General features: G+C 68.1%; 26 protein-coding genes. 10 read left to right on the top strand and 16 right to left on the bottom strand.

Annotated elements, in window-relative coordinates:
- The first annotated feature begins 46 nt into the window (after window positions 1-46).
- On the top strand, window positions 47-811 hold the full coding sequence (locus AX676_RS04845; RefSeq protein WP_066476683.1) for an NUDIX hydrolase: 765 nt from the start codon (window positions 47-49) through the stop codon (window positions 809-811).
- Complete coding sequence (locus AX676_RS04840) at window positions 808-1,536, top strand: extensin-like domain-containing protein (protein ID WP_066476679.1); 729 nt, start codon at window positions 808-810, stop codon at window positions 1,534-1,536. The genes AX676_RS04845 and AX676_RS04840 overlap by 4 nt, the downstream gene beginning before the upstream one ends.
- A gap of 24 nt (window positions 1,537-1,560) precedes the next feature.
- On the opposite strand, the gene AX676_RS04835 is transcribed toward AX676_RS04840, so the two are convergent.
- On the bottom strand, window positions 1,561-2,112 hold the full coding sequence (locus AX676_RS04835) for a hypothetical protein (RefSeq protein WP_066476677.1): 552 nt from the start codon (window positions 2,110-2,112) through the stop codon (window positions 1,561-1,563).
- 362 nt (window positions 2,113-2,474) lie between these two features.
- Between AX676_RS04835 and AX676_RS04830 the strand changes: the two genes are divergently transcribed.
- The gene (locus AX676_RS04830; RefSeq protein WP_066476675.1) at window positions 2,475-3,002 is read left to right on the top strand and encodes a CHAP domain-containing protein; all 528 of its coding nucleotides are present in this window, start codon (window positions 2,475-2,477) and stop codon (window positions 3,000-3,002) included.
- A 46-nt stretch (window positions 3,003-3,048) separates the two neighbouring features.
- Here AX676_RS04830 and msrB read toward each other — a convergent pair whose 3' ends face one another.
- A complete protein-coding gene (gene msrB, locus AX676_RS04825; RefSeq protein ID WP_066476711.1) occupies window positions 3,049-3,543 on the bottom strand; it encodes a peptide-methionine (R)-S-oxide reductase MsrB in 495 nt (164 codons plus the stop codon).
- 137 nt (window positions 3,544-3,680) lie between these two features.
- On the opposite strand from msrB, the gene AX676_RS04820 reads away from it, so the two are divergent.
- Window positions 3,681-4,112 (top strand): CoA-binding protein, encoded by a 432-nt coding sequence (locus tag AX676_RS04820; RefSeq protein WP_066476672.1) that lies wholly within the window; start codon window positions 3,681-3,683, stop codon window positions 4,110-4,112.
- Here AX676_RS04820 and AX676_RS04815 read toward each other — a convergent pair.
- Together AX676_RS04815 and AX676_RS04810 are read right to left on the bottom strand one after the other, a co-directional pair.
- Entirely contained in the window at window positions 4,093-4,482 is a 390-nt protein-coding gene (locus AX676_RS04815; RefSeq protein WP_066476669.1) for a PaaI family thioesterase, read from the bottom strand. The two genes, AX676_RS04820 and AX676_RS04815, sit on opposite strands and share 20 nt — an antisense overlap.
- Window positions 4,479-4,952 (bottom strand): PaaI family thioesterase, encoded by a 474-nt coding sequence (locus tag AX676_RS04810; protein ID WP_231726047.1) that lies wholly within the window; start codon window positions 4,950-4,952, stop codon window positions 4,479-4,481. Before AX676_RS04810 ends, AX676_RS04815 begins: the two co-directional genes overlap by 4 nt.
- Window positions 4,953-5,082: 130 nt before the next feature.
- Here AX676_RS04810 and AX676_RS17660 point away from each other — a divergent pair, with 130 nt between their 5' ends.
- Genes AX676_RS17660 through AX676_RS04795 form a run of 4 tightly spaced genes read left to right on the top strand, consistent with a single transcriptional unit; the run spans window position 5,083 to window position 7,868 of the window.
- On the top strand, window positions 5,083-5,250 hold the full coding sequence (locus AX676_RS17660) for a hypothetical protein (protein WP_156437621.1): 168 nt from the start codon (window positions 5,083-5,085) through the stop codon (window positions 5,248-5,250).
- Complete coding sequence (locus AX676_RS04805; protein WP_066476666.1) at window positions 5,231-6,139, top strand: hypothetical protein; 909 nt, start codon at window positions 5,231-5,233, stop codon at window positions 6,137-6,139. Before AX676_RS17660 ends, AX676_RS04805 begins: the two co-directional genes overlap by 20 nt.
- Window positions 6,139-7,044 carry a hypothetical protein gene (locus tag AX676_RS04800; RefSeq protein ID WP_066667268.1) on the top strand — a complete coding sequence of 302 codons (906 nt, stop codon included), beginning with the start codon at window positions 6,139-6,141 and terminating at the stop codon, window positions 7,042-7,044. The genes AX676_RS04805 and AX676_RS04800 overlap by 1 nt, the downstream gene beginning before the upstream one ends.
- A 35-nt stretch (window positions 7,045-7,079) precedes the next feature.
- Complete coding sequence (locus tag AX676_RS04795; protein WP_443026059.1) at window positions 7,080-7,868, top strand: crotonase/enoyl-CoA hydratase family protein; 789 nt, start codon at window positions 7,080-7,082, stop codon at window positions 7,866-7,868.
- 22 nt (window positions 7,869-7,890) lie between these two features.
- On the opposite strand, the gene AX676_RS04790 is transcribed toward AX676_RS04795, so the two are convergent.
- From AX676_RS04790 to AX676_RS04780, 3 genes are read right to left on the bottom strand one after another with little or no spacing between them, the layout of a single operon-like run.
- Entirely contained in the window at window positions 7,891-9,126 is a 1,236-nt protein-coding gene (locus AX676_RS04790; RefSeq protein ID WP_066476661.1) for a cytochrome P450, read from the bottom strand.
- Window positions 9,127-9,171: 45 nt separating this feature from the next.
- A complete protein-coding gene (locus tag AX676_RS04785) occupies window positions 9,172-10,401 on the bottom strand; it encodes an ABC transporter permease (protein ID WP_066476654.1) in 1,230 nt (409 codons plus the stop codon).
- Window positions 10,398-11,315, bottom strand: coding sequence for an ABC transporter ATP-binding protein (locus tag AX676_RS04780; protein WP_066476652.1), 918 nt, complete (start codon window positions 11,313-11,315; stop codon window positions 10,398-10,400). Before AX676_RS04780 ends, AX676_RS04785 begins: the two co-directional genes overlap by 4 nt.
- 41 nt (window positions 11,316-11,356) lie before the next feature.
- Between AX676_RS04780 and queG the strand changes: the two genes are divergently transcribed.
- A complete protein-coding gene (gene queG, locus AX676_RS04775; protein WP_066476651.1) occupies window positions 11,357-12,484 on the top strand; it encodes a tRNA epoxyqueuosine(34) reductase QueG in 1,128 nt (375 codons plus the stop codon).
- A gap of 125 nt (window positions 12,485-12,609) precedes the next feature.
- Here the strand turns inward: queG and AX676_RS04770 are convergent, their stop codons facing one another.
- A complete protein-coding gene (locus tag AX676_RS04770; RefSeq protein WP_231726648.1) occupies window positions 12,610-12,981 on the bottom strand; it encodes a hypothetical protein in 372 nt (123 codons plus the stop codon).
- The gene (locus AX676_RS04765) at window positions 12,978-13,655 is read right to left on the bottom strand and encodes an EI24 domain-containing protein (protein ID WP_066476649.1); all 678 of its coding nucleotides are present in this window, start codon (window positions 13,653-13,655) and stop codon (window positions 12,978-12,980) included. Before AX676_RS04765 ends, AX676_RS04770 begins: the two co-directional genes overlap by 4 nt.
- 101 nt (window positions 13,656-13,756) lie before the next feature.
- Here AX676_RS04765 and AX676_RS04760 point away from each other — a divergent pair, with 101 nt between their 5' ends.
- Entirely contained in the window at window positions 13,757-14,755 is a 999-nt protein-coding gene (locus AX676_RS04760) for an adenosine kinase (RefSeq protein WP_066476647.1), read from the top strand.
- 221 nt (window positions 14,756-14,976) lie between these two features.
- On the opposite strand, the gene AX676_RS04755 is transcribed toward AX676_RS04760, so the two are convergent.
- The 7 genes from AX676_RS04755 to hisA all read right to left on the bottom strand — a co-directional run bounded on the left by AX676_RS04755 (window position 14,977) and on the right by hisA (window position 19,588).
- Window positions 14,977-16,533 carry an amino acid permease gene (locus AX676_RS04755; RefSeq protein ID WP_066476645.1) on the bottom strand — a complete coding sequence of 519 codons (1,557 nt, stop codon included), beginning with the start codon at window positions 16,531-16,533 and terminating at the stop codon, window positions 14,977-14,979.
- Window positions 16,534-16,638: 105 nt separating this feature from the next.
- Window positions 16,639-17,016: an HIT domain-containing protein gene (locus AX676_RS04750; protein ID WP_066476642.1), complete on the bottom strand. Its 378-nt coding sequence runs from the start codon at window positions 17,014-17,016 to the stop codon at window positions 16,639-16,641.
- Between the two features lie 43 nt (window positions 17,017-17,059).
- A complete protein-coding gene (locus AX676_RS04745) occupies window positions 17,060-17,374 on the bottom strand; it encodes a phosphoribosyl-ATP diphosphatase (protein WP_066476639.1) in 315 nt (104 codons plus the stop codon).
- A 33-nt stretch (window positions 17,375-17,407) separates the two neighbouring features.
- Entirely contained in the window at window positions 17,408-17,593 is a 186-nt protein-coding gene (locus AX676_RS17655) for a hypothetical protein (protein WP_066644384.1), read from the bottom strand.
- Window positions 17,594-17,638: 45 nt separating this feature from the next.
- Window positions 17,639-17,887, bottom strand: a complete 249-nt coding sequence (locus AX676_RS04740) for a PEP-CTERM sorting domain-containing protein (protein WP_066476636.1) — start codon at window positions 17,885-17,887, stop codon at window positions 17,639-17,641.
- Window positions 17,888-18,015: 128 nt separating this feature from the next.
- Window positions 18,016-18,777 carry an imidazole glycerol phosphate synthase subunit HisF gene (gene hisF / locus AX676_RS04735; protein ID WP_066544136.1) on the bottom strand — a complete coding sequence of 254 codons (762 nt, stop codon included), beginning with the start codon at window positions 18,775-18,777 and terminating at the stop codon, window positions 18,016-18,018.
- A 67-nt stretch (window positions 18,778-18,844) separates the two neighbouring features.
- Entirely contained in the window at window positions 18,845-19,588 is a 744-nt protein-coding gene (hisA, locus tag AX676_RS04730) for a 1-(5-phosphoribosyl)-5-[(5-phosphoribosylamino)methylideneamino]imidazole-4-carboxamide isomerase (RefSeq protein ID WP_066476630.1), read from the bottom strand.
- Between the last annotated feature and the right edge of the window lie 54 nt (window positions 19,589-19,642).

Below are 19,642 nucleotides of genomic sequence, written 5' to 3'. Positions count from 1 at the left end.
CGGATCACGGTTTTCGCTTCGCGTGGAGTGACGCTATGTCGCCACGATGACGTCGCCCGTTGCCCAGCCCCCGATTCCCGCTGCGACGCTGATCCTGTTTCGCGATCGCGCCGGCGCGCCGCCCGAACTGCTGTTCGTCGAACGATCGCCGGCGATGCGGTTTGCCGGCGGGGCGATCGTCTTTCCCGGCGGCCGGATCGACGCGGCGGACTATGCGCTCGCGCGCCTGCAGACAGATGACGATGCCGCCATGGTCGAGCGCGCCGCGCGCATCGCCGCGATCCGGGAGACGGCGGAAGAGGCGGGCGTCGCGGTCGGCCTGACCGGCGAGGGCGATTTGTCGCGCCTCCGCCGCGACCTGGCGGGCGGCATGGCGACGGGTGCGGCGCTGCATGACGCGGGCTATGCGCTGGCGACCGACCGTCTGACTCCGTTCGCGCGCTGGTGCCCCGATTTTCCGCATGCGCGCGTCTTCGACACCCGCTTCTACCTGGCGCGCGCACCCGATGACATGGCAATGCCGGAGGTCGACGGCACGGAAAATGTCCGCGTTTTCTGGGCAAGCGCGGCCGACATTCTGGATCAGGCCGACCGGGACGAGGTCCGTCTGATCTTCCCGACGCGCCGGACGCTGGAGCGATTGGCCGGCTATGCGTGCTTCGCCGATGCGTTGGCCGACGCCGCCGAATGGCCGATCCGCAAGATCACGCCATGGGTCGAGCGGCGCGACGGGGTCGACATGCTCTGCATCCCCGACGATCTGGGCTACCCGATCACCGCGTCGCCCGCCGATGCGGCGTTCCGGGCATGAAGGCGCTGCGCCGCGCCGCGCAGGCGGCGGTGGTCGCGGCGATCGTGCTGGGAGTGTTGTTCGCCGCCTATGCCTGGCTGCGCAGCCGGCCGCAGAACCTGCCATGGACGCCGCTCGACCTGGCGCAGCCGATCGGCATGGCGACCGGCGGCAAGCTGACCGCGCTCACGCGTGATTTCGCGCAATGCCGCGCGTTGCTCGACCAGGCGGGGGTGCGCTTTCAGCCGCTCGCTGCGGTGACGGAGGGTGCGTGCGGCTATGCCGACGGGGTCGAGCTGCAGCCGGGGGGCGCCCGCCGCATCGCTTTTCGCCCCGCGCGGCTGGGCATGGCGTGCCCGGTGGCCGCGTCGCTGGCGTTGTGGGAATGGCAGGTCGTTCAGCCCGCCGCCGAGCGCCACTTCGGAAGCAAGGTGACCGAGTTTCTCCACCTGGGCAGCTATAATTGCCGGCGGATGTACAGCCGGGAGACGGGACCGCTCAGCGAACACGCCACCGCAGACGCGGTCGACATCGCCGGTTTCGTCCTGGCCGATGGGCGCAGGATCACCCTGCTGGCGGACTGGGATGATGCGGGGCCGGCGGGCGCATTTCTGCGCGATGTGCGGGATGGCGCGTGCGACCTGTTCGCGACGACGCTGTCACCCGAATACAATGCGGCGCATCGCGACCATTTCCACCTCGATCACGCCGATCGTGGCGCGATGCGCTGGCGGGCGTGCCGCTGACGACCGGCGGCAGGGTACCGGCGCTCAGTTCGGCAATGCGGTCGCGTCGATCTTTTCGACCCAGGCGGGATAAAAGGACGGCTGGCGCGTCGACCAGCCCGATGCAGTCGCCGCCGCTTCGCTGATCGACTGCAGCAGCCGCCGGCGAAGGTCGGGATGCAGGTGCGGCAGCGCCGCCGCCGAGCAAAAGGCCGCCGGCAGCCACGGACGCACTTCCGCACCGATCAGCCGTTCATAGAGGAAGCGATAGGCCGAGAAGTTGGTCAGGCGACCCTGGCCCAGATCGAAGGCCGAAATCGTGACCAAAGGCGCCATGAAGCTTTCGACCGCGTCGAGGCCACTGTCATCGGGTACCATCGCGCGAATGTCGGGAAGGCGTTCATAAACGCGCGCCTGTGCGCGGATGCTTGCCGCCTCGACGACGTCGCGCGACCACAGGGTCATCGCATCGTCGCGGTCGAGCCCGATGTCGAGCGAACGCCGCACGTAACGCTGCGTCCCCGCCGCGAACCCGGCAAATTCCTTCATTTCCGCCAGCGTCATTGCGCCTTGTGCTGGCTTGGACCGTGCACCCATTGCCTGCTCCACCCGCTCAAAATCCAACGGCATCAACATGCGCCCGAATGGTTAACCATGTCCTTAACCACTCTGACAGCCGTCATTCACCATCGAATCACACAAACTGCTGCGTTGCAACAAAATTTGCCCGTTGCGATGACGGGCGATCCAAAATGTCTGTGGATATTCGTGCTGCGCAACAAATTCGCAGGTGGTCGCGCGGCTGGTCTTTCGACTCGGCGAGGGTCCGCGGGGGGTTCCATCCGGTCGTCGCCGGTTTCACACCGCTCGCCCGATAAGCAGCCCGCGCCCCCTTTTCCGGGGCCGCGCCGCCTGCTCAGATCGCGACGTCCAGGGAAGGAACAGGCCGGGGGGTTTGAATGCAGCCGACGACGATCCTTTCGCGCATGGTTCTGGTCGTGATGTGCACGATCGGCACGATCAGTCCCGCGGCCGCCCAGTTCTGGCAGTGCGCACCCTATGCGCGCGAGATTTCCGGCATCGAGATTTACGGCAACGCCGAAAGCTGGTGGGATCAGGCCGCCGGGCGCTACGATCGCGGCAGCCGGCCGGTCGAAGGCGCGGTGCTCAGCTTCGCGCCGACGAAGCGGATGCGTCTGGGGCATGTGGCGATGGTCTCGCGCGTGATCAGCGACCGCGAAGTGCTGCTCACCCATGCCAACTGGTCGCGTCGCGGCGGTATCGAACGTGACGTGCGCGCGATCGACGTCTCGGCGGCGGGCGACTGGAGCGAGGTGCGCGTCTGGTATGCTCCGATGGGCGATCTGGGCATCAGCGCCTATCCGACCAATGGCTTCATCTACGCCCGGGCGCCGGGCGCGGACGTGATCCCGCAGGACCCGGCATCGGGCGGCGCGGAACGCGGTCAGGTACTCACCTTCGACTGAACGCACGCCGCGCCAGCGCGCTGCGTGCGTCCGGCGACCTCCGGTCTCAGGCTGCCTTGCCGGGCGCGAAGTTCAACGCCACGCCGTTCATGCAATAGCGCTGGCCCGTCGGGGCCGGCCCGTCGTTGAACACATGGCCGAGGTGCCCGCCGCACCGGCGGCAGACCACTTCGGTGCGCGGAAAGCCGAGCGAGAAGTCGCGCCGCGTCTTCACCGCATTGTTGAGCGGTGCCCAGAAGCTCGGCCACCCGGTGCCGCTCTCGAACTTGGTCGAGGAGGAGAAGAGCGGCAGCGCGCAGCCGGCGCAAGTGAACACGCCGGCGCGCTTTTCCTTGTTCAGCGGGCTGGTGAACGGACGTTCGGTGCCTTCCTGGCGCAGCACATAGAATTGCTGCGGGGTCAGCCGCTTCTTCCACTCGCCCTCGGTCAGGCTGACCTCGAAACGCTCGGTGCCCGAGCCCTCCGCCGCGGTGCAGCCCACCGCGAGCGCGGCTGCGCTGGTCCCGGTGATCTTCAGAAACTGGCGACGCAGAAAATTCATCATGGGTGTCCCTAACCGGATTGATGCCTCATATTCGTCGGGCGACGCAAAAAGGTTTCACGGCGTCGGATGCAACGCGTCGCGTTCGGCCGCGTTGGCGGGGCAGGGCGAAAATCGAACACCGGAAAGGCGGCACCATGCCACTGACACGCGACGAGGACATCCGCGCATTGCTCGAATCAGCACGCACCATCGCCATGGTCGGCGCCTCCGACCGGCCTGAGCGTGCATCGAACGGCGTGATGAAATTCCTCCAGGACCAGGGCTATCGCGTGATCCCGGTAAATCCGCAGATCACCGGCGAGCATGTCCATGGCGAGTTCGTATTTCGCGAGCTTGCCCAGATCGGCGTGCCGATCGACATCGTCGACATTTTTCGCAACTCGGCGGCGGCGGGCGAGGCGGTCGATGACGCGATCGCTGTCGGCGCGAAGGCGGTGTGGATGCAGCTTGGCGTCGTCAACGCGGATGCGGCGCAGCGTGCCGAGGCAGCCGGGTTGAAGGTCGTGATGGACCGCTGCCCGATGCAGGAGATTCCGAGGCTCGACGTCAGGCCGGTCGCTGGATGAGATAGTTCATCCGCGCGGATGCGATCGGACGGTCGCGATCGTCCTGCCACGCGATCGCCTCGACATTGGCGATTCGGGTGCCGACTCGGGTGACGATACCGATTGCACGAGTCGGCTTGTCGCGGCCGCCGCGCATGAAATCGACGGTTACGTTGATCGGCTTCACCCGCGCCGGGTCGTCGCCGAGCGCGTGATAGAGCGCGACGATCGCCGCCATCTCGAGCAGGCCGCCAATTGCTCCACCATGGAGGAAACCCGGACGCCCGATCACGTCGCGGGTGAACGGCATGACGAGCACGGGCGCGCCGTCCGCAGCGACCGGCGCGTCGAACGTCAGGCCGAGCAGGTCGGCATAGGGCGGCAGCTTCATGACGGCATGTCCAGCAGCATGAAGGTGCCGGCGACATGCGCGATCGGATCGGCGCTGTCGCCGTCATGCGCCTGGCCGCGGACGAACGCGATCGAGCGCGTCAGCCGATAGCATTCGCCGCGTCCGATCACGCTGTGGCCGGGGCGCGCGGCGCGCAGATAGTCGATGCGCAGGTCCATCGTCGCCTGCGGCGCGAACCTGCCCTGCTTCAACCACGCACCGATGCTCGTCGCCATGTCCATCAGCGTCAGGATCGGCCCCGATGCGATCACGCCCGTCGCGACATCGCCGATCAGCCGCGGATCATAGGGCAATGCCAGCTCGCACCAGTCGGCGCCGTGCGCGCGATATTCGATGCCGAGCGTGCGCCCGTGCCCGTCCGAACGCGCGGCAAAGAACCGGGCGGGGTCGAAATGGCGATCTGCGAGCGGCGGCGTTTCCATCATCCGGGCTGCTAGTGCGCCGGGCATTTGCGATCAAGCGGCGCGCACACCGTTCCGAAACGGACCAGTCGACTGTGGCCGTCGGATGGCCGCAACGGCAGCGTCCCGCATGCCGCAGCCGGCTGCTGCGGCAGGCTGAAACCAAGGGGAAAATGCCATGACCGACGCCGGAACTCGCCGGATCATCCGGGCGTGCGACATCGCCGACCTGGCGATGCCCGTCGCGACGCTGGGGGCGATCCGCACGTGCGAACGGATCGGCGACGACGTGTTCGAATCGACGATCAGCATTGCCGAGATCGTCTATGAGCTCCACCCGGACTGAGCCGAGCGCAACCCAGTGGCGCGACGGCGCAGTGCGTTCGCGCGAATGGGCCGCGTCCTGGGCGGCGGACGCTGAATGGCGGCAGCTGATCGCCCCCATTGAGGCCGCCGGCACGCTGGCCGACCTTGTGCCGGCGGCGCTGGCGCTGCTGCATGAACCCGGCTGGTTCGAGGCAGTGGTCGCGCAATGGCTGGCGATCATCGTCGCCACGCCGCTCGCCGAGCCGCCGGTGCGATCGAGCCGCGACGCCGCGCGCCGGACGCTGCTGCTCCATGATGGCGCGACCGCCACGATCACTGCGACCGTGCTGCCCGACGGGGTCGCACCGCCCGCCGGAGCGGGCGCGGGGCGCTTGGTGCGATCGGGGCGCTGGTCGGCGACCTGTTATCTGCGCGCTGGCGGCGTGCGCATCGAACGCTGGCGGCTTCGCTCCGATGTCCCGTGCCTCGTGCGAGAACCCGACCTGTTGCCCGCCGATCGTTCGGTCGTCGTCACCGACGGTCGAACCACGGCGCAACGCCTGGCGCAGCCGGTGCCGCAGCCGATCGTGATGCTGTCGGTCAGCGCGCGTTTGGGGGCGGCGGCCAGTGTTCACGAGCATGATGCCGGTGACGGCAGCCTGATCCGCGTCGCGACCGCCGACGACGGGGCTGCGCGCAGCCAGATGCTGCTTCGGCTGCTGCGCGCGCTCGATCATCGTGGTGCGGCGGCGCAGTTCGACGTCGCCAGCCGAGGCGGGACCGCGTTTCTGCGGTGGGAGGCGATGCGCGAATGGCTGATGCTGGGTGATGCGACCGCGGTGACGCGCCTGGGCGAGGTGGCGGCTGACGACCCTGACCCCGATGTCCGCGCCGCCGCCGCCGCTACGCTGGCCCGCCTGCACGCCTGATGCCGCTGGTTATGGCCCCGGGCGCGGCCGATCCGATCGGCCTGGAGGCGCTGGACGACGCGCTGGCGACCGCGCGCCTCGACTCCAGCGACGACGATGCATTCGCTTCGCTCGGCCCCTTGCTCGCGCAGCTGGGGCGCAACCGCACCTTTCTGGGCGATCTGGCGGTTGCCGAGCTGTCGGCGCGCGGCCGGGCGGCGGTGCCGCGCGGTGCGGGCTACGGTCCCCAGGTCATGATACTTCGTCCGTCCGATGGCCGCTTCCTGGTCCGCGCCAATTTCTGGCCCGCCGCCGAGGACGCGGTGCTGCGCGCCAGCGGCCCCGAAGCGTTCTTCTATGGCTTTCCCCATGATCACGACTTCGCGTTCCTGACCTATGGCTATCTGGGGCCGGGCTATTGGAGCGATTATTACGAGGCCGATCCGGCGCGGATCACGGGCGTCCCCGGCGCACCGGCGCACCTGCGCTTTGTCGAGCGTGCCCGGCTCGAACCGGGGCGGCTGATGCTTTATCGCGCGCACCGCGACGTGCATGTTCAGGCACCTCCGGATGCGTTCTCGGTCTCGCTCAACATCCTGCGCCACGATCCGGGCCAGCCCTGGCGCGACCAGTACCGCTTCGACATCGCCGGCAATCGGGTCGCCGCCAATCTGAGCGTGACGAGTGCCGAGGCGCTGGTTGCGATCGCCGCACAGCTGGGCGGCAACGGCACCGATATCGCGGCGTATCTGTTCCGCACGCATCCATGCGCGCGGATGCGGGTGACCGCGCTCGACGCGCTGATCGCGGCGTCGGGCGGTGAGGACGCGCTCGCCTGGGCCGAAGCCGGCGCGCGCGCGACCGACGCCCGCGTCGCCGGCCACGCCGAACGATGGATCGCGCGGGCCTTGCAACGCAACGGTTGACGACGCATCGTCGGCCCGGCTGCACGGGGAGCGGGATGATGAGCGAACAGCGCGTGACGATCGATCTGGTGGACGGCGTCGCCGATGTGCGGCTGGCCCGGCCCGACAAGATGAACGCGATCGATCCGGCGATGTTCACCGGCATTTGCGACGCGATCGACCGGCTGGGGACGATGGCGGGCGTGCGCGCGGTGGTGCTGTCGGGCGAGGGGCGCGCGTTCTGCGCCGGGCTCGACATGGCCAGCATGGCGACCGGCGGCTCGGGCATCGACCTGGATCATCGCCCCTGGGGCGATGCCAATATCGTGCAGCAGGTCGCGTGGGGGTGGCGGACGCTGGCCGTGCCGGTGATCGCTGCCGTCCACGGCCTTGCGTTCGGCGGCGGGTTCCAGATCCTGTCGGGTGCCGATATCCGCATCGCGGCGCCGGGCACGCGGCTGTCGATCATGGAGATGAAATGGGGGATCGTGCCCGACATGGCGGGCTTCGCGCTGTGGCGCACCACCGTCGCCGACGATGTCCTGCGCGAGCTCACCTATACCGCGCGCGAATTCAGCGCGGAGGAAGCCGTGGCCATGCGTTTCGTTACCCGCATCGCCGATGATCCGCATGCCGAGGCGATGGCGCTGGCACGGGCGATTGCGGCGCGCAATCCGCTGGCGATCCGCGCGGCCAAGCGGCTCGCCAATCTGGCCGCGGATGCCGATGCCCCTGCGATCCTCAAGGCCGAAAGCGACGAACAGCGCCGGCTGATGCGCTCACCCAATCAAGTCGAAGCGGTGATGGCCAACATGCAGAAGCGCGCGCCGGTGTTCGCCGACTGACCCTGGCGCTGGCGGATCGGGCTCAGTAGCGGCTGAGCTCGACCGGTAGCTTGCGATAGCCGTGGACGAAGCAGGCACCGATCCGTTCGGGCGCGCCGACGACGTTGACGCGCAGCCGGCGCTTGGCCATTTCCTCCATCAAAATGCCGATCTGCAGCTCGGCGAGCCGCGCACCGACGCAGCGATGGATGCCGTGCCCGAACGCCAGATGCCGGCGCGCATTGGGGCGATCGACGCGGATCGAATCGGCGTCGTCGAACACGCTTTCGTCGCGATTGGCCGAGACGTACCACAGCGCGATCTTGTCCCCGGCCTTGATCTGTTGCCCTGCCAGCACCGTGTCCTGCGTCGCGGTGCGGCGCATGTGGCTGAGCGGCGTCTGCCAGCGGATGATTTCCTGCACCGCATTGGGGATCAGCGCCGGATCGGCCTCCAGCTTGGCGCGCTCGTCGGGGAATTGATCGAGACCATAGGCAAAGGCAGTCATCGAGTTGCGCGTCGTGTCGTTGCCGCCGACGATCAGCAGGATCAGGTTGCCCAGAAACTCGTTGGGCTCCATTTCCGCCATCGCGTCGGAATGCAGCATCATCGAAATCAGGTCGGGCGTCGGATCCTTGCCGATCTTCGATTGCCACAGCTGGCCGAAATAGGCGGCGCATTCATACAGGTGCTTCAGTCGCTCCTGGCGCTTTTCCGCATCCTTGACGATTTCGATGTCGCCCGCCCAATCGGACCAGAAGGTCAGCTTGCGCCGGTCCTCCCACGGAAAGTCGAACAGGATCGCCAGCATCTGGGTGGTCAGCTCGATCGAGACGTTGTCGACCCAGTCGAACGTCTCGCCCACCGGCAGCGCGTCGAGGATCTCGGCGGTGCGCTGGCGGACGTTGGGATTGAGGCGAATCATTTCGCTGGGGGTGAAGGCCGGGGCCACCGTGCGCCGCTGGCCGGTATGCTTGGGCCGATCCATGGCGATGAACATCGGCATCCGCACGTCACCCTCCTGCAGGTCGGCGACGGTGATCCCCGCGACCTCGGAGGAATAAAGGTCGGGCAGCGATTCCACCTCGACAATATATTTGTAGTTCGAGACCGACCAGTAGGGCCCGAAGTCGCTGTTCGCGCAATAATGGACGGGCGCATCGGCGCGCAGCTTGCGGAACGGTGCATGCCAGGTGTCGTCGCGATACAGCTCGGGCCGCGTCACGTCGAACGGGTCCGCCGCTGTCCCGGCTTCAGTCTCGGTCGCGATCGTTGCCATGCTGCCTCTCCTCTGTGCGAAGAGAAGGGCTAGCTGACACGAATGTCAATAGCGCCGCTTTCCGAACCAGCGGATTTTCGGCCCGGCCGACTGCAATACCCCGCGACGGAACAGCGACGCGCCCAGCCAGATCGTCAGCGACACCCACAGCAGCTGCCATGCCAGCGCGGCGAAATGCGGCCACAATTGCGCCGACGCCGCTGCCTTGCCGGCCATGGCAAAGGGCGAGCTGAACGGGAACACCTCCGCCAGGGTGGCGAACCACGCGTCGGGATTGGAAACCGCCGCCGCCGACAGTCCGAACATCGCGACCTGGAAAATCGTGATCGGCAGCGACAGCATCTGGATCTCGCGCTGCGTCGACGCCTGCGCCCCGATGCTCAGGAACACCGCGCCCAGCAACATATAGGCCATGGTGAAATAGCCGAAGAACAGCAATGCGAACGGGACGATGCCGATCGCCGGGGTCAGGTCGGCGATCCGTCGCGCCGCATCGGGCGGGACGAAACCGACGATATTCGCGCCGATCACGCTCCAGAAGCCCAGAAAGAGCACCGCCACGCCGAACATGCCGATCAGCTTGCCCAGGAACACACTCTCCAGCGGCACCGCGGCCGCCAGCACCTCGATCACCTTGTTCGACCGCTCCTCCGCCATCGTCCCGACCGCCTGGCCGGCGAGCAGCAGGGTGATGAAGAACAGCCCGAACACCGCAAAGAATGCACTGCCGTTGCGCCCGACCAGCGACGGCGTGTCGCGTTCGACCGCGCGAATCACCGGCCGCGACAGCGCGGCCTGCGTGCCGAGCCGCCGGGCGGACAGCACTTCGTCCGCCAGCCGCGCGAGATAACGGCCGTGGCGGATGCTGGGCGGATTATAGAACACCGTCGGCCGCGCGAGCGGGCCGCTCATCGTCGCGGTGACGGCGGAGTTCTTCGCGCGGAACATTGCGGTTGCCTGGGCGACCGGATCGCGCGCGGGCGTCGCAAAGGTCAGCTCGGGCGGCAGCTCGTCGGTGCGGAACAGCGTGCGCAACGCCCGGTCGGCGGCGCGTAGCTCGGCTTGGTCGGCCGGGCTGACGATCGCGACGAGCCGCAATTTGCTGCCGGCCGAATCGGCGACCGTCGCCGCACCCAGCCCGCCGATCGCGGCAAAGCCGGTCATGATGAGCGGCGCCATCAGAAAGAGCAGGAAGGTGGGGGTGAAGACGGTGGCGACGAAGTCGCGCCGCGCGACGGTCAGCGTCTGGCGGGCCAGCCGGCGAAACTTGCTCATCGCACGTCTCCCGCGGCTTCGGCCCCGACGATGCGGACGAACGCCTCATGCAGGCCGGGCCGTTCGATCGACAGCCCGGAAATGCCGAAGCCCGCATCGATCAGCTTGACCAGCGGTGCCTCGATTCCCTCGTCGGGCAAGGTGAAGCGCCATCCCTCGCCCTCGCGCTCGGCATCGGCGGGCAGCAGCGCGGCGATCGCGTCGGATGGGCGGTGGGGCACATAATGCGCGCGCATCGGCAACATGCCGCGTGCCTCGGCGACGGTGCCCTCGAAACGCCGCTTGCCGCCGGCGATGATCGCCAGCCGGTCGCACAGCCGTTCGGCATGTGCCATGACATGCGTCGAGAACAGGACGGTCGCGCCGCGGTCGCGCTCGGCAAGGATCAGCTTTTCCAGCCGTTCCTGGTTGACGGGATCGAGACCGGAAAAGGGTTCGTCGAGCACGAGGAACCGGGGCCGGTGCACCACCGCCCCCAGCAGCTGGACGAATTGGGCCATGCCCTTGGACAGCTTGCGGATCTTGCTGTCGACGGCGTGGCCGAGCCCCGCACCCTCCATCAGCTCGACCGCGCGCTTGCGCCCCGTGGCCCAGTCGAGCCCGCGCAGCGCGCCCATGAACGCGATCGCCTCCTTGGCCTTCATGCCGGGATACAGCCCGCGCTCCTCGGGCAGGTAGCCGATCAGGTCGCTGGCATCGCGCGGGCTGTCATGGCCCAGCAGCGTGCGGTGCCCCTCGTCCGGCTCGATGATGCCCAGCAGCATGCGCAGCGTCGTGGTCTTGCCCGCGCCGTTGGGCCCCAGCACGCCATAAATGGAGCCGAGCGGCACCTGGATGTCGACCCCGTCGACCACCCGCCGGCCCGCGAAACGCTTCACCAGCCCCGATGCGCTGAGCGCAAGATGATCGTTCAAGCCATTCCCCCTTCACGCCAAGGCTGTGGTAGCGGGGGGATGTGTCCGAACACAAGCCACTGGAAGCACGAATCAGGGCGAAAGCCGCCGAACTGGGCTTTGTCGCGTGCGGAATCGCGCCGGCCGACGCCGCACCGCGCGCCGGCGAACGCCTGCGCCGCTGGCTGACGGACGGTTGTCACGGGTCGATGATCTGGATGGAGGAACGCGCCGACCAGCGCTCCAGCCCCGCGGGCCTATGGCCGGACGTCCGATCGGTCATCGCGCTTGGCATGAGCTATGCCCCGGCGACCGATCCGCTGGCATTGGCGGGGGCGGGGGATCGCGGCCGGATCTCGGTCTATGCCCAGGGCGCGGACTATCACGACGTGGTCAAGCGCGCGCTCAAGGCGCTGGGCCGCTGGCTGGCGGATACGGCGGGCGCACCGCTCAAGATATTCGTCGACACCGCGCCCGTCATGGAAAAGCCGCTCGCCGAAGCCGCGGGCCTGGGATGGCAGGGCAAGCATACCAATCTGGTCAGCCGCGACCATGGCAGCTGGCTGTTCCTGGGCGCAATCTACACGACGCTCGATCTTGCGCCCGACTCGCCGGGCGCCGACCGCTGCGGCTCGTGCAGCGCCTGTCACGCGGCCTGTCCGACGGATGCGTTTCCCGCCTCCTATCGCCTCGATGCGCGACGTTGCATCTCCTATTTAACCATCGAGCATAAGGGACCGATTCCCCACGAATTTCGTGCCGCGATCGGCAATCGTATCTATGGCTGCGACGATTGTCTGGCGGTGTGCCCGTGGAACAAGTTCGCGCACGCCGCCGCCGCCAACCGCGCCTTTGCGCCGCGTGCCGAGCTTGCCGCGCCCATGCTCGGCGACCTGCTCGCGCTCGACGACGCCGGCTTTCGCCAGGTGTTCGCCGGGTCGCCGATCAAGCGGATCGGCCGCGACCGCATGGCGCGCAACTGTCTGATCGCGCTGGGCAACAGCGGCGATGCGGCATCCCAGGGGGTGGCGGTGGCGCTGCTCGACGATCCCGCGCCGGTCGTACGCGGTGCGGCCGTGTGGGCGTTGGCGCAGCTCGATCCGGCGCGCGCGGCGGCGGAGCGTGCGGTCCGAGCGGGGGCGGAGATGGATGCGGATGTGTTGGCGGAGTGGAATGCACTTGGTTCCTGAAACCAATCGGCGTCATGCCAGCGAAGGCTGGCATCTCGCGCGAACGACAGTGCGCCGGCGCGGCGGGAAGCCCCAGCCTTCGCTGGGGCGACGGGATTGGGGCGAAGGATGCGCCGAATATACCCCTACCGCCGGGTCAGTGCCGCGACGCAACTTGCCCGGTCGATCGGGCCGCCGCTGCGCTGGCGCGCGTCGATGTGCTTGACCACCGGTACGCCGCTGCCGTCGGCGTTGGGGGGATAGAGATAGGTGTCGAGCACGCACAGCCCGCTGCCGAACTGCAGCTTGCGGCCCACGCCCTCGCTCGTCTCCAGGATCGGCTTGCCGAACGCGCGGACCAGCGCGGCTTCGTTCTGGCCCAGCACCCGCTCAAGCCCGGCGGTGCGGTAGGTCGGCGGCGCGACCGCGCGAGGCGCAGTGGCGGGCGGGGGCACCGCCGCGCATCCGCTCATCAGCAACGCGATGGCGATCAGGACGAAGCGGGGCGGATAATTCACGATTTCCTCCGGTGGAACAGATGCGTGGCCATCGCCGCGCCCAGGATCGGCGCTGCGAGATTGAGAATCGGGATGAGGAACAGCGCGGTGCCGATTGCGCCCAGGACCAGCCGTTCCCCGCGGGTGCGCGCCCGCCAGTCGGGCAGTGCATCGAGGGGCAGGTGACGTGCCGCGACCATGTCGCCCAGGTCGCGGCCAAGCAGCCAGCTGTTGACCGCGAAGAACGCGATGGCCGGGCCGATCGCGGTGAACAGCAGGATCAGATAGACTGGCGCGAGCAACAGGTTGACGCCGATCGCGCGCGCCGCGGATGCGATCGCCATGCGCAGCGAGGGCAGGAACGCGACGTCGCGGGCGCTCGCCAGCCGGTCGGGATAATGCCGGGCCTCGACCGCGCGCACGATCTGGTCGCCGAACATGCCGATGACCGCGACCGCAACCGCCCGGAACAGCAACCACGCACCCAGCACCACCGCCAGCACCGCGACGGCGCCGGCCAGCTCCTGCCACCACCCGGTGCCGCCCGCCCAGCCGGCCGCGCGCCGTGCAAGCCACCAGCATAGCGGACCGAGTGCCGCGAACAGCGCGACCGTTACCGCGAACGACTTGAGCATCACGCTCCACACGGGACGATCGTCGAGCTGGCGCAGCGACAGGATGAGTGCGTTCAGCATCGCGCACCGTTTGGACTGGGCCGGCGGCGCGCGTCAACGCGGTTGCGCGACGCCGGCCCACTGGCTACGGCGCCGCCAACCCGAACCGACCGGAGACCCGAGTGACCGAAGCCGCCTATGATGTTGTCGCCATCGGCAATGCGATCGTCGACATCCTTGCCCAGGCCGATGACGCCTTCATCGTCCAGGAGGGGATGACCAAGGGATCCATGCAACTGGTGTTCTCGCCGGAGGAGGCCGACGCGCTCTATGCCAAGATGGGCCCCGGTCGCGAGGTATCGGGCGGTTCGGCCGCGAACACCATCGCCGGCATCGCGACGCTCGGCGGCAAGTGCGGTTTCATCGGCCAGGTCGCCGACGACCAGCTCGGCCAGGTCTTTGCCCACGACATCCGCGCGTCGGGCATCCGCTACGACACCCCGGTCCGGTCCGGCGCGCCGACCACCGCGCGCTGCCTGATCTTCGTCACTCCCGATGGCCAGCGGACGATGAACACGTTTCTGGGCGCGTCCCAATTCCTGCCCGAGGCGGCATTGGACCGCGACCTGATCGCCAACGCGGCGATCCTGTATCTCGAAGGCTATTTGTGGGACCCCGAAGAGCCGCGCCGGGCGATGCGTGCCGGGATCGACATTGCCCGAACCGCGGGGCGCCGCGTCGCGTTCACGCTTTCGGACGTGTTCTGCATCAGCCGCCACGGCGACGATTTCCGCGCGCTGATGGCCGACGGGTTGATCGACATCCTGTTCGCCAATGAAAACGAGCTGCTCGCACTGTGTCGGACCGACGATTTCGACGCCGCCGTTGCCAGTGCGGCGGCGCAGGTGCCTACCCTGGTCGTGACCCGTAGCGAGAAGGGCGCGATCGCGGTCCAGGACGGCGCGCGCGTGGAGGTTGCTGCCGAGCCGATCGACCGGGTCGTCGACACGACGGGCGCGGGCGACCTGTTCGCGGCGGGCTTCCTTCATGGTCAGGCCCAGGGGCGCGATGTGGCCACGTCGCTGCGCATGGGCGCGATCTGCGCGGCAGAGATCATCAGCCACTATGGCGCCCGGCCCGAGGTCGATTTGAAGGCGCTGGTGGCGCAGAAGCTGGGCTGAACTGGCAGGCGCGTTTTGTCACCAACTTGGCCCGGTTAAGCCCCTCCCCTGAAGGGGAGGGGTGAGCCAGGGTGATCTGGTTCTCAACAACCAAAAAGGCCGGGGGGCGCTCCCCGGCCTTTTCGCTGTCTAGAAAATTTCGTCCTTAGTCCCAACCCGCTCCTCCTGAGTAGGGGCTGAGCCTGGCGAAGACCCGTATCGAAGGACTGCAACTGCCAGCATCACACGTTGGGCACATGCTCCTTCACGTCGTCCAGGTCGACGACGGTGATGATCCCCTTGCCGACATGGCTCGCCTTGTAGCTGTACGCGTAATAGATCACGAGACCGATCGCGCCCCAGGCGGGCAGCACGAGCATCGCTTCGAACGGGAGGTTGAGGAACAGGAAGATGCAGCCGGCGATCGTCAGCGGCCCGATCAGCCACAGCATCGGCGTTTTGAACCGGCGCTCGCGATTGGGTTCGGTCCGGCGCAGCATCATCACCGCGATCGCGACCATCATGAAGGCATAGAGCGTGCCGGCATTGGCGATGTCGGCAAGCTGGCCGACCGGCAGAAACGCCGCGGCGAATGCGACCACGCCGCCGGTCAGCGCGGTGACGACATAGGGCGTCTTCCACTTGGGGTGAATCTTCGACAGCCCCTCCGGCAGCAGACCGTCGCGCGACATGACGAAGAAGATGCGCGTCTGGCCGAACAGCAGGATCAGGATGACCGACGGCAGCGCGACGAAGGCGGCAATGCCCAGCATGTTGCCGATCGACGAGAAGCCGATCTGGCGCAGCACGTGCGCCAGCGCCTCGTTCGAGCAGACCAGCGCCTCGGCATATTGCGGGAGTGCACATTGGCGCGCCAGTTCCTCCGAACCGGCGGGGAAGGGGATGCCGTTGGGCCCGACGATCGGCTGGCCGCCGATGGTGCCGATCGCCCCGGCCGCGACCAGAATGTAGAAAACGGTGCAGAAGCCAAGCGACCCGATCAGCCCGATCGGTACGTTGCGCTGTGGGTTCTTGGTTTCCTCGGCTGCGGTCGACACCGCGTCGAAGCCGACATAGGCGAAGAAGATCGTCGCCGCCGCACCCACGGCACCGATGCCGGAGCCAAAGCCGCCGAACACGCCAGCGGGCAGGAACGGGTTGAAATTGGCCATTTCCGACTTGGGCAGCGTCAGGATGATGAACACGGTCAGCGCGGTCACCTTGATCGCGACCAGGATCGCGTTGACGCGCGCCGATTCATTGGTGCCGATCATCAGCAGCCAGGTGACGAGCAGCGCGATGACGACGGCCGGCAGGTTGATCAAACCGCCCTCGACACCACCCAGCGCGAGCGGGCCGCCCGCCAGCCAGGCCGGCAGCTGTATCCCGAAAAACTGGTTCAATATCGTCCCGGTGAAATAGCCCGACCAGCCGACCGACACCGCGCTGGCCGCCACCGCATATTCAAGCACCAGCGCCCAGCCGACCGTCCAAGCGAGCAATTCGCCCATCACCGAATAGGTGTAGGTATAGGCGGAACCCGCCACCGGGATCATGGCGGCAATTTCCGCGTAGCAGAGCGCGGCGACGATGCAGATCGCGCCGGCAATGGCGAAGGCGAGCATCAGGCCGGGTCCCGCCTTCTGCGCACCGGCGGAGGTGAGCACGAAAATCCCGGTCCCGATGACGCAGCCGATGCCGAACAGGGTCAGCTGGAACCAGCCCAGTGTCGGCTCGAGCGATTTCGCCTTGGCGGTCGCCAGGATGGCGTCGAGTGGCTTGACGCGCGCAAACTTCATTCAGTCAAATCCCCTTGGGTCGCGGGCGGCTCTTGCCGTCCCGTGAAATGTTGAATTGGCGAAGCCTAGACGCAAACCGCGCCCGTGCAATCCTTTTCGCGCCATTTACCGAGCCAGCATCGGCCCAAGCGGCTGCCCGGCAAAGATGTGGACGTGCAGATGCGGGACTTCCTGATGCGCATCGCGCCCGATATTGGCGAGCAGGCGATAGCCCGGCGCAACCAGCCCGGCGGCGCGCGCCACCGCGCCGACCGCGCGGATGAACCCGGCGATCTCCGCGTCGCTCGCCCGGGCGCTGAAATCGTCCCAGCTGACGTACCGACCCTTGGGGATCACCAGCACATGCGTCGGCGCCTGCGGGTTGATGTCGTTGAAGGCGAGCGCGTGGTCGTCCTCGTACACCCGCGTGGCCGGTATCTCGCCGCGCAGGATGCGCGCAAAGATGTTGGCGTCGTCATAGGGCTGGGTGGCATCGATCGGCATGGGCGGCGAGTCCTCGAACTTTACGCGATGGAGCGGGCGGCGGTCACGTTCGCGCGGCCTTTTCGACCAGGCCCGACACGCCCTCGCGCCGGGCGAGCTCGGCGCGGACATCGTCGAGGCCGAGCCCCGCATCGGCAAGCAGCACGATCAGGTGGAACATCAGGTCGGCGGCTTCGGACGTCAGGGCCGCGCGATCGTCGGCAATCGCCGCGATCACGGTCTCGACCGCTTCCTCGCCGACCTTCTGCGCGATCTTCGCCCGGCCCGCGGCGTGCAGGCGCGCGACATAGGACGTCGCCGGATCACCGCTCATCCGGCTGCGGATCATCGATTCCAACAGGTTCAGGCGATCGTCCATGCGCGCGGCTTTGCCCGCTGCGCTGCGCCGGCGTCAATCCCGCTCGGTTTCGGACGCCCGGTCGCGAGGAAAGCGATGCCGCAGCGCCCGGCGCGCAACCCAAAGGCCGATCGCCACGAAGCCGAACGTCGCCGCATCCGAGGCCTCGAAGCCGTCTGCCGGGGTGGCGGCGTTCAGCGCGAACCAGAGCGCGAGCACCGGAATGGGGTGGCGAACCATGCTTGGCATGCCCGCCACCCTGCAACGCGGGCAGTTAAGGAAGCGTCAGCCCTGCGCCTTGCGGCGCCGCCCGATCCAGCGACCGGCGACCAGACCGGCGATGCCCATGCCGAACAGTGCCATCTCGGCCGGCTCCGGCACAGCTACGGGCTTGCCGCCCGAGGACCCTCCGGTCGATCCGCCCGATGATCCGGTGCGGGGAGGATGCGAGGGCGGCTTGTCATAGGCGCTCGCGAGCCCCGCGGGCAGCGCCAGCGCGGCGACGATGATGGCGGTTTGAACGAGTGGCTTCATTGATCTCTCCCTGGTCAACGGTCCATCCGCATCATGCTTAATCAAGAACGGTGCCGATTCTCGCAAAGTCGCCGAAGCCGGGCGAAGCATTGGTTAATCGCGGCGGCGTGAGTGCGTGAAGTGTAAGCTCAGCCGACAATCGGCCGTCGCACGGCGATGCCTGCGGCCGCGAGCGCGGCATGGGCGTCGCCCACCGTCGCCTCGCCGAAATGGAAGATCGACGCGGCAAGCACCGCGCTCGCATGGCCGTCGCGAATGCCGGCGACCAGCTTGCCGACCCCGCCGCTGGCGATCACCGGCACCGTCACCGCATCGGCGATCGCGCGGGTCAGCGCCAGGTCATAGCCGTCACGGGTGCCGTCGCGGTCCATCGACGTGACCAGCAGCTCGCCCGCGCCCAGGCGGGCGAGGCGCACGGCATGCTCCACCGCATCGATGCCCGTCGGCTTGCGTCCGCCATGGGTGAAGACCTCCCACCCGTCGCCATTCCTTCGCGCGTCGATCGCGCCGACGACGCATTGCGCGCCGAACCGGTCGGCGATGTCGGCAACCAGTTCGGGCCTGGCAACCGCGGCGGAATTGACCGCGACCTTGTCTGCGCCCGCGAGCAGCAGGGCGCGCGCGTCCTCGGGCGCGCGCACGCCGCCGCCAACGGTGACCGGCATGAAGCAGACCTGCGCCACCCGGCGCACGACATCGACCATCGTGCCGCGCGCTTCGTGGCTGGCGGTGATGTCGAGGAAGCAGAGCTCGTCCGCACCCGCTGCGTCATAGGCGCGCGCCTGCTCGACCGGATCGCCCGCGTCGCGCAACGCGACGAAATTGACGCCCTTGACCACGCGCCCGCCGGCGACGTCGAGACAGGGGATGACGCGCGCCCGGACGGTCATCCGGGGAACTCGACGCGCAACAAGATCAACGAACGGATGTGGGAACCGAAGTCAGTTGCAGTGCCGCTCATGCTCCCTGCCCCCGCGCCACCGCAATCGCCTCGGCCAGATCGAGCCGTCCGTCATAGAGCGCGCGGCCGGTGATGACGCCCTCCACCCCGTCGCCGACATGGCGGACCAGCGCGTGGATGTCGGCCATTCCCGCAACGCCGCCGCTGGCGATCACCGGGATCGACACCGCGCGGGCGAGCGCCACCGTCGCCTCGACATTGCACCCCTTGAGCAGCCCGTCGCGACCGACATCGGTGAACAGCAGGGCCGCGACGCCCGCATCCTCGAACCGCCGGGCCAGGTCGACCGCGGCGACATCGGACACGTCGGCCCAACCCTCGGTCGCGACCATGCCGTCGCGCGCATCGACACCGACGACGATCCGGCCGGGATACGCACGCGCCGCGGCTTTCACGAAATCGGGGTCCTTCAACGCAGCGGTCCCGATCACCACGCGTGCCACGCCCAGCGCCAGCCAGCGCTCGACCCCGGCCATGTCGCGGATGCCGCCGCCGAGCTGAACCTTGCCGGGGAACGCCTCGATCGCGCCCGCGACCGCTTCGCCGTTGACCGTTCGTCCGGCAAAGGCGCCGTCGAGATCGACCATGTGCAGCCAGTCTGCGCCCGCTTCGGCAAACAGCCGCGCCTGGGCGGCCGGATCGTCGCCATAAACGGTGGCACGCGCCATGTCGCCTTCGGCCAGGCGCACGACCTGACCGCCCTTCAGGTCGATGGCGGGAAAGAGGATGAGGGGGGTCATCAATCCTCCCCGAGCTTGCTCGGGGAGGGGGACCATTCGCGCAGCGAATGGGGG

This window comes from Sphingomonas sp. CCH21-G11, from assembly GCF_001555965.1.
In the GTDB taxonomy this organism is placed as follows: Bacteria; Pseudomonadota; Alphaproteobacteria; order Sphingomonadales; family Sphingomonadaceae; genus Sphingomonas.
This window is presented reverse-complemented; position numbering and strand designations above follow the sequence as displayed.